Here is a 14,994-nt window from a genome sequence, read left to right as displayed (position 1 = left end):
AAGTCTTTCTTTTATTTTATTACACGTGAATGGGTATTTTAAGGAAAAAATAAAGACTGTCGAGATTTTCTCGACAGCCTGGCAGCACTGTGATCAGTGCTGCTTTTATCGTGTCGACAAACCCTCGCATTCGTTGTCAGGCCTGCGCGTCGGTGCTCATGTAAAAAAGATCAGCGGCTAAAAGCTAAAGCGTCCTGCTCAAACACCCCTGTTACCGCATCCTGCGAAAGTCTGCTCTAAATAGTTGATTTTTTCGTCCGTGTAGTGCTGAAATCGCTCATTGTACGATTTCGGATCTTTCGGATTGGCAAAGTGTGTGATTTTCCCTGTATCCCGGTCAATAAATTTACTTGCCGCGCCGCAGCCGATGCCGATAATCGTCTGCACCTCTTCCATAATCATAATGTTGTAGATGCTTTCTTGTCCCGGTAAAGAGTATCCGACATTCTCCAGGTTCCCGAGGATGTTTTTCTGGCGGTACAAATAATAAGGCACGTACCCATGCTCTTTCGTCCAGACTACCGCGTCATCCATCATTTGAGAAACCTCTTCCCTGCCGGCGACTTTGTACTTATGCTTGTTTCTTGTCATTTCTGACGCCCGTTTAAAGGAAAGAGTATGAACGGTAAGGGATTCCGGCATCAGATTTTCCGTTTCTGAAAGGCTGTGTCTAAACTCCTTCACGCCTTCCCCAGGCAAACCGATAATCAGGTCCATGTTGATATTATTCATGCCGTGCCGGCGTGACAGGTGATATTTCTCAATGGTCTCTTCAACCGTATGATGCCGTCCGATCGCCTTTAGCGTTTCATTTTCATAGGATTGCGGGTTGATGCTGATTCGGTCAATGTCATATTTGTTCAAAACGGCAAGTTTTTCTTCTGTAATCGTGTCAGGGCGGCCGGCCTCCACCGTAATCTCACGAATGTTTTTCACATCCGGGAAGGAGCGGACCATCTCTTCATACAGCAGATCCATTTCCTCCGCTGTAATGCTTGTCGGCGTCCCGCCGCCAAAGTAAATGGTTGTTACCTTAACATCATGTTCCTTCAGCCATTCGCCGATTTTCTGCATTTCGTAATGCAGCCCCCATAAAAATGAACCGACTCTGCCCGCTTGCCCTTGGATGGCGTACGCAGGGAATGTGCAATACGCGCATTTTGTCGGGCAGAACGGAATGCCGATATAAATACTGACTTCATCCTTTACTTGATACAAATCCGGCACTGCCGCCAGTTGCCGGTCAACAATATCCTGCATTAACTGGATTTTCTCATCATGAATTAAATAGTCTTTTTTTAATTCAGCGTGTGCTTGCTCCTTCGGCATTCCGCTTTGCAGCTTTTTATGAAGCAGCTTTGTCGGCCGGATTCCTGTAAGGATTCCCCACTTTTGCGTGATGCCCGTGTGCGCTTGAAGAAGATTGAGATACACATAAGAAATCGTGTTTTTCACTTGCTTAAAAGCTTCTTTTTCACTCATACCTGAAGAAAAAGATTTTGTATGCTGTTCCGTTATGCCAGTTCCCTTCACCTCTCCCGAAACCGTCACATGCTCATCCGTTTGTAAGCAGTCTAAAGAAATAACAAAACCTGCGGGCTCCTCTCCGCCGTACACAAGCTCGCACTCTTCATAAAACAAATTTGCAATATTTTGCAGAGGCCGATGCAGGCGGTCATCATGTATGCCTTCTATTTTAATTTGCAACTTCATCACCTAATTTATCAGATTCAAAACTTTCTTTAGTTTACAGAAATAGACCGCTAAAATCAATCCGGCAAAAAAGCCGCCGCACCTGTCAGGGCGCGAGCGGCTTTATTTACACACGTTTCATGTGGAACTTATCAAGAAATCCTTTTCGCTGCTGCATTCGGAAATATTCCTTCATCATGTAAGCGACACCCTGCTCGTCATTGGACCTTGTGACCCAATCAGCCTTTCTCTTGATCTCCGGAGCGGCGTTTCCCATCGCTACCCCAAGACCGGCAAGTTCAATCATCGGGAGATCGTCATACTGATGCCCGATGGCCACCACATCTTCCATAGTCAAGCCCAGCTCTGAAGCGACGAGGGCCAGACCCGCTTCCTTCGAGACACCTTTCGGGACGATATTCAGCTTCTCATCGTTTACGCGAATAACGTCAACCGCAGAGAAGGCTTTCGTAATCGTTTCTGTAATGTCAAGCTGAATGTCGTGCTCCGTGTACACCTCGATAACAGGCGCACTCACCGGCTCATCCATGAGAAGATCGCTTAATGATTCTACAAACTGGACTGGATAAAAGATCGGATCAGACGGATGAATGAGTGCTTTCCCCAATAAATTTGAATTCACCTTTTTCTTGTTTCCGATGGAATACTTCTCGTGAAGAAGCCGAATATTGCATTGATAGCTCTCCAGCACTTGAACAATATTAAAGGTATGGTCGTCAGAAATTCTTTTTTCAAAAAACGGGGCGTCTATTTTCTCAGCGATATATGCTCCGCTATGGGTGATCAGCTTGGCATCCAACTTAAGCGATTTCGCTATTTTCTGCGCTGAACGAAAATGGCGGTTCGTCACAAGTGTGACGTAAATCCCTTTTTTCTTTACATATTCAATCGCGTCTTTCGTTGCCTGATGAATCTTCCCGCTAGACCGAAGCAGCGCTCCATCTATGTTTAAGGCAAGCAATTGTTTTGACACAGAGATGTCCCCCTCCTTGATGACTGTACTTGTGTATAGGATATGACCCTGTCTCTGTGTTTAGAACAACCTTTTCTGCCAAGCAAAAAAAGCCTGACTCAGCAGACTTTATGTATGGCATGATGATAGGATACGATCGAAGCTGCCATTCTCCCTAATATCGTTATTTCGATTTACGAAAAATCATGTATCAGGAACCCCTTGTTTGACCTATGACGCGCTCCGAACACTTACTCTCTCTGTTGCTTATCCCCTCTATATAACGGCATGATATGCGACCGTATCCAATTGAAATCAGGTAAGTGTAGGCGCTTTCAATGCTATTATCTCAGTTTTCTTTGCCAATGACAAGGGTTTTTTTAACTAAAAAAATCAACCAAATGTTGTATTCCTGAGGTAGGATTTATTGTTATTTTTTGGAACCTAACACTTGATTCAGAACTTACATTCCCATATAATATATATAATAAACAAAAAAGCGGTGATCAGATGGCTGATTTAAAAGAAATATATAATGAAGAACTGATATTTCAATTGATACATCGTATAATGGATTCCTATCCTGATTTTAACAAAGACAAATTCGAAGAACAATTGCTTCAGGAAGACTGGCCTGAACTCGCTTTAAAAGAGCGGATGCGCCGCATTACAGCTTCCTTATACGAAACGCTGCCAAAACATTACGGTGATGCACTCGCAATTTTACGGAATGCATCCCCTCATTTCAAAGGACTCAGCGGAATTCTATTTCCTGATTATGTGGAACAGTACGGGTTAGCGCATTGGGAAGAATCTATAAAGGCGTTGGAATACTTTACACACTATTCTACCTCAGAATTTGCTGTGAGGCCTTTTTTGCTTTTAGATCAAGAAAAAATGATCGCACAATTGCTTGCATGGTCTGAGCATGAAAATGAACACGTGAGAAGACTTGCGAGCGAAGGAAGCAGGCCCCGCCTGCCATGGGGAAAATCGATACCCGCTTTAAAATCGGACCCTTCCCCCGTTCTGCCGATCCTTGAGAAACTGATGCAGGACGAATCTTTGTATGTAAGGAAAAGCGTGGCCAACAGCCTTAATGATATATCAAAAACGCATCCTCATTTGCTGAAAAAAATCGCAGATCAATGGCACGGAACACACCCCTACACCGATTGGATCATCAAACACGCCTATCGAACCTTATTAAAAAAGGGCGATAAACAGGCCTTACAGCTTTTTGGTTATCAAAATGCTGATTCGATCCAATTACATGATTTAACATGCCAATCCAGCCGTATAGCCATTGGAGAAAACCTCGAATTCTCTTTCTATATTCATTCAGAAAGGGATCAAAAAGTAAGAATTGAGTACGCAATTGATTTTATAAAAGCAAGGGGTCAGCGTCATCAAAAAGTATTTAAAATTACAGAAACAAATATACGAAAAAATGAAACTAAGTCATACACAAGAATTCAATCCTTTAAGGATCTGACGACCAGAAAGCATTACAAAGGAATCCATACATTATCAGTGATCATCAATGGAGAAGTAAAAGATTCATTGAATTTCCAAGTTTGCTGAATGAATAAAAAATCCCTTCTTTTCCAAGAAGGGATTTCAGATTGTTGACAAAATCCTAAAACGGTTTTCGTTTTAGGATTTTGTCATCTTTTCAGCGTGATTGAAAACCCTTGAAGTCTAGGAAAGGCGAGCATCGGAGCGACTTTCACAGGATGTGATGACGGCGGTGTTTAGGCAGGACGCCTGAGAATTTAGCCGCCGTTCCACTCCGTATTGAGCACCGAAGCGCAGCCTTGACAACGAATGCGAGGGTTTGTCGACACGCTGAAATTCCTTCTTTTCCAAGAAGGGATTTTGCCGATTAGCCTTCTACACTGCCGTATAGCTCTTCTAAAGGCTTCATAATGATTTTGTTTAATTCACCGATCAGCACGCTCATGCGCTGCTCCGCTTCCATCAGCTGAGAAATTTTTTCGTGCTGCTGTACAAGCGCAACTGTTTTTTGAGCCTGCGTCACTTCTTCTTCTGTAATTTCTTCTCCTGCCATTTGCTTTTGCTGGAGTCTAAGCTGCACATCACGGAAGTTTTCAAACATGCTTTTAGCAGATTCATCTGCGTTTACTTCATCATAAAGATTTTTTAAACGGGTGAACTCTTCGCTCCCACGTAATGATTTTTCAAGATCATACGCTACATCATAAAAATTACTAGCCATTGTGAATAGCTCCTTTCATCGTTGCCGTTTGACATACCACTCCACTATAACAGACTATGGAGCACCTTTCATTAATCAACAATCATTTCTTCTTAAAAAAGGGTGACAAACAATGCCTGAACCGCACCTATGATTCCACCTAGAAGGCCTCCCAAATAGGTAATCATTTTAAATTCTTTTTTTGAAATGGACAGGACCATTTCTTCAAGACGCTGCACCGGGAACTGGTCCACCTGTTCCTTAACGATTTCCTCCAGGCGCATCCGTTTTAAGACACTTTCAAGATTGGCCGAAACCCCTTCAAGCAATTGATCTAACAGTGCTGGCAGCATTTGCTGGGTCAGCTCAGATTCATAACGGAGGGTAAGGGTGCCAATCGTATTGTCGAAGAAAGGAGCCGTCGAAAATGTTTGCAGCACTCTTCGTTTCAGGCTGAAAATGAGCGCTTTGGCATTCCACTTTTCGTCTGCTTCATGAAACGTATACTCCCTCAGCTTGCCCCATTCGTTTTTCAAGAGATCAGAAAGCAGTTTTTTTGTCTCCTCATTCCGTAAAAACTTGAGAAGCTCCGGAAGTACGCGATCTGCAAGGCTTGTATTGCCTAGAAACATTTGCACCATGCTTCCAAGCATGCCGCGCTCTTTTAAAAAGTCATCAATCATATTGCCGAGACGGATTTTCCCTTCATCACTTTCAAAATAATGAACACCGCGTGACAATATATACCCTGAAATCATCGGAATTTTTTCCTCAAGCTTTTCCTGCACTTCCAAAGGCACCAGCTCTTTTAATGATTGGTGCTCGTATTGGCGGAAAAGCTCATTCAGCTTATCATCCGTCCAGCTGCTGATCCATGCGTCTGCCGCTTCATCGGGACGCTTAACCCCGGCTTTTTCAAGCGCTTCTTTTACTGTCATTTCAGAAAGTGACAGCTTTTGAATCAGTTGTTCCCCAACTTGAAGAGCCTGTTTTTTGGCTGTATCGGAGACGAGCCGCTTTTTAATACCCGCAGGGGTTAAGAGATGATTGACGACCATCAGTCCCATTTGTTTTGCGAGTTCATCCCGTCTTCTCGGAATCAGTCCGGGGGTAAAAGGGACTCGTTTCCCAAACAAATAGTACGCTTTATATGGCCTAAATAGCATTTGAATCGCTAAATGATTGGTCACTGCGCCAATGACAGCGCCGATCACAATCATAAAAATAAAGGTTCCTGCAATACCCATTCCTATTCATCTTCCTCCATCTGTGCTTCATCTTTTTTCAAATAGATCATGTATCTATTCGTATTATAGAGGCTGATGCAATCACTTAGCAAACGAGGAGACTAATTCGTGTTGTCAGAAAATCAGCTTGTACATCTGGAATAGGGCAAGGTGAAGAATCGTAATCTGTAAAGTAGAATACCGTCAGCTGCGTTCGTCCTGAATGTTTTTACCGTAAAGCTGCTGACACCCGCCGGCAGCTTTTGAATAAAAGGGGGAGTCTCATCATGATAACACTCGGTTTTATGTCCTTATCCCGCCAGCATGAAGCGGATTATTCCGCAGAACTGGCCGAAAGAGCACCCGAATTCGGCATACGATTCATCCGCTTTACACCGTTTGATATTTCACCTGACACCTTGCGTGTCAAAGCATCGGTCTATCATTCGGCCAGCGGCACTTGGAACGAAACTGAATTGGCGATCCCAGATTATATTTATGACCGCTGTTTTTATGGAAAGGATTCACAATCCCAAAAAGCGAAGCCGATTGTTGAGTGGCTCAAAAAATATCCGAAAACGGAATTCATCGGGCGGGGTCTTCCTGATAAATGGACCGTCCTTCATGATTTGCAGCAGCACGCTGTGATCAATCCTTATATTCCGGAGACGATGAAAGTAAGCCGCTATGAACAAATCCATTCCTTTTTATCCAAGGAAAAAGCCTGCATCTTAAAACCGGCGTTCGGCGCAGGAGGCAGAGGCGTTATTCTATTGGATCTCGGTAAGAAAAACATAACCGCCACGTATCACATCGGAAAGGATAAGCAGACCAAAACCTTTTCCAACCATGCTTCTTTTAAAACATGGTGCAAAAAAGTGCTTCAGCATCACTATTTGCTTCAGCCTTATTTAAATATTCAAGATAAAGAACAATACCCGTGTGATATTCGCCTGTTCATGGAAAAAAACGAAGCAGGTGAATGGAATACAGTCGGAAAGGCCGTGAGACGCGGATACAAACACGGGCTGCTGGCCAATTTGTCAGGCGGGTCTGATGCGCTGACATTCGATTCTTGGTTTGAAGATATACCGAAAAAACAGCAAGTAGTCTTACTTGATGACGTGTTCTCGATTACCCAGTCGGTTCCGTATTATCTTGACGAGCGCTATGGACCGCTGTTTGAACTTGGTCTCGATATATGCCTTGCGAAGGACGGGAGAATCTGGATATTGGATATTAATTCCAAACCAGGCAGAAAGTCAATTCTGCGTGTCTCTCCCGAGCAAAAAGATCAGCTGTACACTTGTCCCCTAAAGCGCTGCCAATATCTGTTTTCTGAGCAACGCCAGAAAGGAGTTCTTCCGCGTGAATCATAAACGGTTTTTGATCGGCATAGACAAAACGAGTGAAAATACCTTGTTTTTGCCCTCTTCGCTGAAGCGAGACGGTCTCTTGCATGCCGCGTTCGGGACGAAGGTTGTCAGATGCCACGTTTCTTACAGGCGGCATTTAGAACAAACCGTACTTCTCTCTGAAAATCTGTTTCACGAGCTTTTTCTTCCCCATCGAAGCAGGGCTGACATTCTGATTCATGATCATACGGTACATATCGGGCCGTTAATCGGCATTTTTACGGCGGGGTTTACCGTATCTCTTGAACGCCCTTTTAAAGATCGTTCCCTCTTTTTTTCTAAGCTTGTCACATTACACGAGCAAGCGGGAGGCTACTGCTTCGTTTTTGGCGCTCACCAAATCAATTGGGAGGAAGGCACGATTGAGGGACTCCTTTACAGGGAAAATGGCTGGGAGAAAAAAATCGTCCCGCTGCCGAACGTCGTTTATGACCGTTTGCCAAACCGAAAAATTGAAGATTCACTTCTCTTGCAGCATACAAAAAAGAGACTGATCGATGAATATCAAATTCCATGGTTTAATAAAACATTTTTTAATAAATGGAGCGTTCATCAATTGCTCGAAAAAGATCCGAGAACAGCCCCTTTTTTGCCGAAATCCGAGCTTACACCATCTGAGGAGCGGATTGATGAGCTCTGTGATGCATACAAAAAAGTCTATATCAAACCGGCGAACGGAGCACTCGGCACCGGCATTTACCAGCTGACAAAAACAGACGATGTCCTGACGGTGAAACATACGAATGACGCCAAAACATTTTCTTCTATCGATTATTCCGACGCCGCCTCATTTCTGGCAGAATTTCAAAAACAGCACGACCTGTCTGACTTTCTCATTCAGCAAGGTGTGGATCTGATTGAATTTCAAGGCAAACCAGCGGATTTCCGTGTCCATACCAATAAAAATAGAAAAGGGAAATGGACAGTGACTGCAATAGCCGTAAAAATTTCCGGAGAAAACAGCATTACAACACATCTATCTAATGGCGGAATCGTAAAAACACTTGCAGAAGTATACGATGTTCCCGCTGAAAGAATTGAGGTCATTAAAAAGCTTTCCGCGGCCGCACTGACGGCAAGCCATGTGCTTCACGATCATATCGAGGGGTTTATCGGGGAGATCGGTTTCGATTTTGGCATTGATCAAAGCGGTAAAGTATGGATGTTTGAAGCGAATTCGCGTCCGGGCCGCAGTATTTTTTCTCATCCGAATTTGCATCATGTTGATTCTCTGACAAAACGAAGAAGCTTTGAATACGCGTCATATTTATCCGAGAAGGCGATTACCTCCCCTGAAGCGCTATGGCCTTCGTAATCTGTCCGCTTTTTTGATAAAGCGGGCTTATCTTTATCCATCGCTGGGACAAACTGCATCACAAAGACCTTAATGATGTTCTAAAACAGTGATACAATGAAAATAATTCGTTCGTCATCAGGTCAATTGATATCAATGTTAAGGAGCGTGGCCGTCATGATTTCTCATTTCAGCTGGAAACCTTTGTTCCAAAAAGAAAAGCTTCCGGGGTGGAGAATTTCGTTTTATTATAAAGGAACCCATTATGAGGGCATCTATCATAAAAGCGGTGAAATTGAATGGGGAGATTTGTTTCCCGCCCGCGCTGACGAGCCTGCTCTTACGAACGAAATACATGAACTGATGCTTTTTCATATTTATGACTAGCTTAGCCTGGACGGCTAAGCTTTTTTTATGCTTTCTCAAGATTTACCACTTAATTCTCCGCATGCGTTTCCGGCCATTTTATCATAATACTAGTAACAAGCCGGCACAGCATTGGGTTACGCCGAGGCGGCAGTGACACCCGAGACGGGTCCACAGACTGGTGCAACTCCAGTTAACCCAACCATACTAAACAAAAAGGAGATTTTACACATGGCTAACCAAAACTCTTCAAACCAATTAGTAGTTCCTGGCGCAGCTCAGGCTATCGATCAAATGAAACTAGAAATCGCTTCTGAATTCGGCGTTAACCTTGGAGCGGATACAACTTCCCGCGCTAATGGTTCTGTCGGAGGAGAAATCACTAAACGTTTAGTATCTTTCGCTCAGCAGCAAATGGGCGGCAACGTACAATAACAATTCAATATATGGCTATAGAGGGCGCGGTTTCCGTGCTCTCTTTATATTGTCACCCTTTTTTCCTACTCCACATATCCTAGAAAAAAAGGGAGGAAATAAGGGTGGCATTCATCGCCGTTGTGAATTGGGAGCTGGTTCAGTTTGTAAGTATATCCATGATTCATGAATATGTTTCCCATCGTTCTGTCTATTTGTACAGGTATTCTTTCCCGCGCTGTTCAAACTGAGAACATCCTTTTATAATGAGGGACGAGGAGGTTTTTTGATGAAAATCGCTTTATTTGGAGCCAGCGGCCGTGTCGGACAAGCTTTTTTAAAACAAGCTGCCGCAGATGAACAATTTGATATATACGCTCTGGTCAGATCTCATCATGCTGAGCTCCCCCTTTCAAAAGACCGGATCATTATAGGGAATGCGCGCCGCCGGGAAGATGTAAAAAAAGTGATGAAAGATGCTGAGATCGCAATCAGCTGTCTCGGTACAGATGGTGATGATACCCTGTCAATAGCAATGGCACACATTATCGCCATTATGAGGGAAAAGCATATCAAACGGCTGATTACGATCGGCACCGCAGGTATTCTTGATTCCCGCTATGAGCTGGGAAAATACCGGTATGAAACAAATGAATCGAAACGAAAGCTGACCCGAGCAGCCAAGGAGCATGCAAAAGTATACGAAATGCTAAAAGAATCATCTTTAGACTGGACAATCATCTGCCCCACTTACCTCCCGGACGGAGCAGTAACCGGCGATTACCGTGTGGAGCGTAACGTTTTGCCGGAGGGCGGCACAAGCATTACGGTCGGCGATACAGCTGATTTTTTATCTCATGAGCTCATTACAGGCGAGTATGCCGGATATCGTGCCGGACTGGCTTATTAACTACATAACAACCCCAAAACACGATTGTTTTGGGGTTGTGAGCATTATGCAATGGAAGGTTTCTTGCCTTTTTGCAGCTCATACATTTGATAGTATTGTCCTTTGACCGCCATTAATTCCTCATGGTTCCCTCTTTCAACAATTTCTCCTTTATCAAGGACCAAAAATCTGATCCGCGTTTAATGATTGTTGAAAGCCGATGGGCGATGACGAAGGTGGAACGCCCTTGTTTGACGACATCAAGCGCCTTCTGGATCACGGCCTCTGTCTCTGTATCAATATGCGCCGTTACTTCATCTAAAATCAAAATAGCGGGATCAAAGGCCAGAGCTCTTGCGAAAGAAATGAACTGCCGCTCTCCAGAGGATAGCGTGCTTCCTTTTTCAATCACGGGTTCATTGATGCCTTGGGGCAGCTTTTCCAAAAGGCTCTCGGCCCCGACTTGCCGCAGTGCTTTTTTGATCTTTTCATCGGTCATTTTTTCATCATCAAGACTTACGTTAGAACCGATTGTGCCCGAGAATAGGTACGGGTACTGAAGCACAATGCCCATATGAGCTCTAAGTACCTGTCTTGACATGTTGTAAATGCTTCTCCCATCAATCAGAACATCCCCTTTTTGCGGATCATAAAAAAACGAAACAGCAGATTCAAAATCGAGTTTTTTCCTGATCCGGTATGACCGACGAGGGCTACGGTTTCGCCTTTTTGCGCGGCAAAGGAAATATATTTTAATACCTCTTCACCATCTTAATAGGCAAATGACACATCACGAAATTCAACCCGTCCCAGCGCGCGCTCCTTCGCTGGTTCACTCGTTTAAACAACCAAATTAGGAAAAATGCTGCGGCTGGCTTTAAATGCCTAAGCAGCTTTGAGGGATAAAAACATAAAAGAGAAAAACTATATTTTTAATAATCAAGGAGGACTTAAAAGTGCATTTTTCAGAAATGATAGATCGTTTTGCCCTATATGATTTACACAGAAAAAGAAGCAAAGATAAACATTTTTCTGCTGCTTTTACAGCCGATATAGATAATAGAGAGGAATTTTACAGTGCAAATATAGCTGATGTTTCCATTGATTTGAATGAATCTAAAGAAAGTTATAGGGTTGGAACATTTAGTTATGAATCCTCAATTCAATCTGGGAATCTTGTTAATGATACTTTAAAAGGGGAGGTTTTTTTAAATGAAAATGATATAGATCAACCCAATGTCATCTTTGTACACGGCTGGCGTATGGTTTCGTACAATAGGATCAAAAAAATATTTCATAATCGTATCATGAACGATTTAGGCTGGAATATGTATTATTATTCTCTTCCATACCATTTTGAAAGAGAACCGGAAAATTCACTGTATAGTGGCGAATTGATGATAAGTGCAAATATTGATCGAACAATTGAGTCGACAAGACAGGCCATTGTAGATTTACGTGCGTTAATTCACTGGATAAAAGCAAATAAAAAAGGGCCTGTTATCATAGTGGGAGTAAGCTTAGGGGGATGGGTTACTAATCTAATTGCTACCCTAGAATCTAAAATTGATGCAGTGGTATCAATCTTTTATGCCAATCGCCTTTCTTATTCGATATGGAACACGATCCCAGGTAAATTCATAAGAGAAGAATTAGAACAAAATGGTGTGACCTATGAAGATTTAATTAATTATTGGAATATCACAGATCCTAGCCAAGCCTTGCCGAAAGTTAATAAAGATAACATTCTGCTGATTTCTGCTAAACATGATCAATATATTGACTTAAAAGATGCAGATTATTTATGGGAAAGTTGGGAGAAACCCAAAAGATATGTCTATAATTGTGGTCATTCCGGTATTGTTCTTTGTCGCAAAAAGCTGGCAAATGATACGCTTTCCTTCATTCGAAATCAAATAAAAAGGTAGATTAAGATGCTTATACTCACTGCGTTGCTTTGGTTAATGAGTTGCATTCTATGAAACTCGTAAAAACATTCAATTTGCAAGGGGAATGTTATGGATAAAATTAGAGTGATGATTGAGGATGATTCAGTCTAGTTGAAATGTATATCTGATTTGGTTCAAAAAGAGACCGGTATCATAGTTGTTAGTCAAGCATTTACTAAAGAAGAAGCTCAAAAAAATGATTCTTTAGATGTTGATGTTGTATGAATGAATTTTACTTTATCTGAAAATGAAGAGTTACGTGGTCTTCACTTGTCTGTCTAGGGAATGAAATGAGAAAGGCTTTGAAAAAATTATCATGTTGACATTCTGGGACGAGCCAGCAGTCATCTTAGAACCTTTTGATAAAAGAATAACAAATTATATCAATCTTCACTTGATAAGGAAAAGGTTAATGGTTCTCAAATCCGGGTATTGTGTTGTAAGACGTTTTTTGAAGGGGTGAAAATGATGTTTCATGCTGACCGTATTATCGTTGCGTTTGACGGAAGTGAAAATAGTAAGAGAGCGCTTCAGACAGCCATTGATCTTGCTAAAACCGTAGATGCCGCCATTACCGTCGCCCATTCACATGATATGAAAGACACTCAGACCATCATCGACCCGCCGAGACCCGAAGCAGGAGCAAGTTATATGGGCGGAGGCATGACGAGTGTTCCTGATCCGCTGATATCAGATGTCGCACCAACTGAGCCAATCATCTACGAGGACCGTACGGAAGAAGTCATCGCCGAAGCCAGGATGATGCTCAATGACCAGCAGGCCAATGGAAATATAGATATAGTAGAAGGCGATCCGGCTGAATCCATTATCGAGTATGCGAACCGCATTTCTGCTGATATGATCGTAACCGGAAGCAGAGACCAAAACAAGCTGAAAAAGTTATTATTCGGAAGTGTAAGTGAAAAACTTTCAGCGAAATCGGATATACCCGTCCTGATTGTAAAGTGAGCACGCCCAGTGCTCGCTTTTTTAAAGTCATAATTGTGAAAAAACATAGATTTTCGTTTTTTTCTGTTATAATGCTTTCGTGCCCAAAAGCACAAAAGCATTAAAGATCATATGGGGTGTTATTTTGGATTCTCAAAAAAAGCTGACATTTCCGTTAGCCGTCGGTTTATTTATATTTATGTTAGGCATCATTATTTCTTGCTTATTCTTGCTTCATACAGAACCGCATATCCCGCTGTTTCTATGTGTTGTCATGCTTTCAGCAGCCGGTTTATGGTTCGGTTTTTCCTGGAAGTCCCTAGAAAAAGGGATTACAGATGGGATTAAGAACGGCGTACAGCCGATTATCGTACTGGCGCTGATCGGCATCTTAATCGGCGCTTGGATGTACAGCGGCGCAATTCCGTCCGTAACAGTTTATGTCCTGTCCTTTATTGAACCCAGCCACCTTCTTTTGACGGCTTTGTTTTCCTGCATGATCATCAGCACGCTTGTCGGCTCAAGCCTGACAACTGTGAGCACGATTGGAGTCGCACTGATTGGCGTGGCGAGCGCGGCCGGCGTTCCGCTTGAATGGACGGCAGGCGCGGTCATATGCGGCGCATGCTTTGGTGATAAAATGTCGCCGATGTCGGACACAACCAATTTTGCCGCTGGCATAGGCGAAATACCGATCTTTGAACACATTCGGCATATGATGGGCACTACTATTCCGGCTTTGCTCATCACCGTCGTGCTGTTTTACTTTCTCGGTTTATCAGTATCAGCAGACACGGCTTCAACCGACGATATTCAACATGTTATGGCCGGGATCAAGGATGCCGCAAATGTGACGCCATGGGCGCTTCTTTCACCGCTCTTGGTCGTTTTGCTGGCGGTTAAGCGTGTGCCCGTGATTCCCGTTCTGACTGCAGGAATTATTTCCTCGGGAATTTTGACTGCTATCTTTGTACCTGACAGCAGCATGCAAGCATTTATGACAGCTTTGCAACATGGCACGACGTTCGAAACTGACAATGAGGCTGCCGCTAAAATTATCAACAGAGGCGGACTGCAATCCATGATGGGCTCAGTCTCGCTCATTATGATCGCTTTTGCACTCGGCGGATTGATGGAGAAAATCGGGTTAATTTCCGCGCTATTGGAGGGTGTCATGAAAGGCATCCGCTCGAAAGGCCAGCTGATTGCGGCGACTGTCTGTTCAAGCATCGGCGTCAATTTGGCAACCGGTGAACAGTATTTATCAATATTAATACCGGGACAATCATTCAAAACCTTATACGACAAACAAAACATCCAGCGAAAATATCTTTCCAGATCCTTAGAGGACGGCGGGACATTAATGAATCCGTTGATCCCTTGGGGAGTATGCGGAGCCTTTATGGCGAGCGCGCTTGGCGTTCCCGTCATAGACTATATCCCGTTTGCATTCTTCCTTTATATATCGCCAATGATCTCAATTTTGGTTGGATTTATTAAAAAATAAAAAGAGCTCCGCTTGCAAAGCGGGCTCTTCAGACTGTCGAGAAAATCTCGACAGTCTTTATTTTTTCCTTAAAATACCCATTCACGTGTAATAAAATAAAAGA

At 43.1% G+C, this 14,994-nt stretch carries 14 protein-coding genes and 3 pseudogenes; 12 read left to right on the top strand and 5 right to left on the bottom strand.

The window, feature by feature from the left end:
• Nucleotides 1–181: pseudogene (locus ACY3LV_RS20800) on the top strand (hypothetical protein); the annotation flags it as partial.
• Between the two features lie 17 nt (nt 182–198).
• Here the strand turns inward: ACY3LV_RS20800 and ACY3LV_RS20795 are convergent.
• Both ACY3LV_RS20795 and ACY3LV_RS20790 read right to left on the bottom strand, forming a co-directional pair.
• The gene (locus tag ACY3LV_RS20795; protein ID WP_464864439.1) at nt 199–1,707 is read right to left on the bottom strand and encodes a coproporphyrinogen III oxidase; all 1,509 of its coding nucleotides are present in this window, start codon (nt 1,705–1,707) and stop codon (nt 199–201) included.
• A gap of 112 nt (nt 1,708–1,819) precedes the next feature.
• Nucleotides 1,820–2,686 carry a Cof-type HAD-IIB family hydrolase gene (locus ACY3LV_RS20790; protein WP_148964138.1) on the bottom strand — a complete coding sequence of 289 codons (867 nt, stop codon included), beginning with the start codon at nt 2,684–2,686 and terminating at the stop codon, nt 1,820–1,822.
• Between the two features lie 489 nt (nt 2,687–3,175).
• Between ACY3LV_RS20790 and ACY3LV_RS20785 the strand changes: the two genes are divergently transcribed.
• Entirely contained in the window at nt 3,176–4,249 is a 1,074-nt protein-coding gene (locus ACY3LV_RS20785; RefSeq protein WP_464864438.1) for a DNA alkylation repair protein, read from the top strand.
• A gap of 301 nt (nt 4,250–4,550) precedes the next feature.
• On the opposite strand, the gene ACY3LV_RS20780 is transcribed toward ACY3LV_RS20785, so the two are convergent.
• Complete coding sequence (locus tag ACY3LV_RS20780) at nt 4,551–4,904, bottom strand: YlbF/YmcA family competence regulator (RefSeq protein WP_148964136.1); 354 nt, start codon at nt 4,902–4,904, stop codon at nt 4,551–4,553.
• A 92-nt stretch (nt 4,905–4,996) separates the two neighbouring features.
• Nucleotides 4,997–6,130 carry a DUF445 domain-containing protein gene (locus tag ACY3LV_RS20775; protein ID WP_148964135.1) on the bottom strand — a complete coding sequence of 378 codons (1,134 nt, stop codon included), beginning with the start codon at nt 6,128–6,130 and terminating at the stop codon, nt 4,997–4,999.
• 266 nt (nt 6,131–6,396) lie between these two features.
• Here ACY3LV_RS20775 and spaC point away from each other — a divergent pair, with 266 nt between their 5' ends.
• The 6 genes from spaC to ACY3LV_RS20745 all read left to right on the top strand — a co-directional run bounded on the left by spaC (nt 6,397) and on the right by ACY3LV_RS20745 (nt 10,508).
• Nucleotides 6,397–7,488 (top strand): spore coat associated protein SpaC, encoded by a 1,092-nt coding sequence (gene spaC, locus ACY3LV_RS20770; protein ID WP_087991224.1) that lies wholly within the window; start codon nt 6,397–6,399, stop codon nt 7,486–7,488.
• On the top strand, nt 7,478–8,839 hold the full coding sequence (gene yheD, locus ACY3LV_RS20765; protein WP_464864437.1) for a spore coat associated protein YheD: 1,362 nt from the start codon (nt 7,478–7,480) through the stop codon (nt 8,837–8,839). Before spaC ends, yheD begins: the two co-directional genes overlap by 11 nt.
• Nucleotides 8,840–8,986: 147 nt before the next feature.
• On the top strand, nt 8,987–9,205 hold the full coding sequence (locus tag ACY3LV_RS20760) for a YheE family protein (RefSeq protein ID WP_072566014.1): 219 nt from the start codon (nt 8,987–8,989) through the stop codon (nt 9,203–9,205).
• 210 nt (nt 9,206–9,415) lie between these two features.
• The gene (sspB, locus tag ACY3LV_RS20755) at nt 9,416–9,619 is read left to right on the top strand and encodes a beta type acid-soluble spore protein SspB (protein WP_087991221.1); all 204 of its coding nucleotides are present in this window, start codon (nt 9,416–9,418) and stop codon (nt 9,617–9,619) included.
• A 104-nt stretch (nt 9,620–9,723) separates the two neighbouring features.
• Nucleotides 9,724–9,849, top strand: a complete 126-nt coding sequence (locus tag ACY3LV_RS20750; protein WP_148964131.1) for a hypothetical protein — start codon at nt 9,724–9,726, stop codon at nt 9,847–9,849.
• 38 nt (nt 9,850–9,887) lie between these two features.
• On the top strand, nt 9,888–10,508 hold the full coding sequence (locus ACY3LV_RS20745) for an NAD(P)-dependent oxidoreductase (RefSeq protein ID WP_148964130.1): 621 nt from the start codon (nt 9,888–9,890) through the stop codon (nt 10,506–10,508).
• Between the two features lie 44 nt (nt 10,509–10,552).
• Here ACY3LV_RS20745 and bmrD read toward each other — a convergent pair.
• A pseudogene (gene bmrD / locus ACY3LV_RS20740) lies at nt 10,553–11,321 on the bottom strand (multidrug resistance ABC transporter ATP-binding protein/permease BmrD); the annotation flags it as partial.
• A gap of 101 nt (nt 11,322–11,422) precedes the next feature.
• Here bmrD and ACY3LV_RS20735 point away from each other — a divergent pair.
• From ACY3LV_RS20735 to nhaC, 4 genes and pseudogenes are all read left to right on the top strand, one after another.
• Nucleotides 11,423–11,605: pseudogene (locus tag ACY3LV_RS20735) on the top strand (abhydrolase domain-containing 18); the annotation flags it as partial.
• 144 nt (nt 11,606–11,749) lie between these two features.
• Nucleotides 11,750–12,415, top strand: a complete 666-nt coding sequence (locus ACY3LV_RS20730) for an alpha/beta hydrolase (RefSeq protein WP_148964342.1) — start codon at nt 11,750–11,752, stop codon at nt 12,413–12,415.
• A gap of 489 nt (nt 12,416–12,904) precedes the next feature.
• Entirely contained in the window at nt 12,905–13,405 is a 501-nt protein-coding gene (locus ACY3LV_RS20725) for a universal stress protein (RefSeq protein WP_148964129.1), read from the top strand.
• 124 nt (nt 13,406–13,529) lie between these two features.
• Complete coding sequence (nhaC, locus tag ACY3LV_RS20720) at nt 13,530–14,891, top strand: Na+/H+ antiporter NhaC (protein WP_464864436.1); 1,362 nt, start codon at nt 13,530–13,532, stop codon at nt 14,889–14,891.
• The last annotated feature ends 103 nt before the right edge of the window (nt 14,892–14,994 follow it).

This window comes from Bacillus sp. 11C (assembly GCF_055486375.1).
This window is presented reverse-complemented; position numbering and strand designations above follow the sequence as displayed.

What these genes read in the sequence shown, in the direction of transcription:
- ACY3LV_RS20785 (WP_464864438.1), top strand. Translation starts at nt 3,176, where the DNA reads ATGGCTGATTTAAAAGAAATATATAATGAAGAACTGATATTTCAATTG.
- ACY3LV_RS20780 (WP_148964136.1), bottom strand. Translation starts at nt 4,904, where the DNA reads ATGGCTAGTAATTTTTATGATGTAGCGTATGATCTTGAAAAATCATTA.
- ACY3LV_RS20775 (WP_148964135.1), bottom strand. Translation starts at nt 6,130, where the DNA reads ATGGGTATTGCAGGAACCTTTATTTTTATGATTGTGATCGGCGCTGTC.
- spaC (WP_087991224.1), top strand. Translation starts at nt 6,397, where the DNA reads ATGATAACACTCGGTTTTATGTCCTTATCCCGCCAGCATGAAGCGGAT.
- sspB (WP_087991221.1), top strand. Translation starts at nt 9,416, where the DNA reads ATGGCTAACCAAAACTCTTCAAACCAATTAGTAGTTCCTGGCGCAGCT.
- ACY3LV_RS20745 (WP_148964130.1), top strand. Translation starts at nt 9,888, where the DNA reads ATGAAAATCGCTTTATTTGGAGCCAGCGGCCGTGTCGGACAAGCTTTT.
- ACY3LV_RS20730 (WP_148964342.1), top strand. Translation starts at nt 11,750, where the DNA reads ATGGTTTCGTACAATAGGATCAAAAAAATATTTCATAATCGTATCATG.
- ACY3LV_RS20725 (WP_148964129.1), top strand. Translation starts at nt 12,905, where the DNA reads ATGTTTCATGCTGACCGTATTATCGTTGCGTTTGACGGAAGTGAAAAT.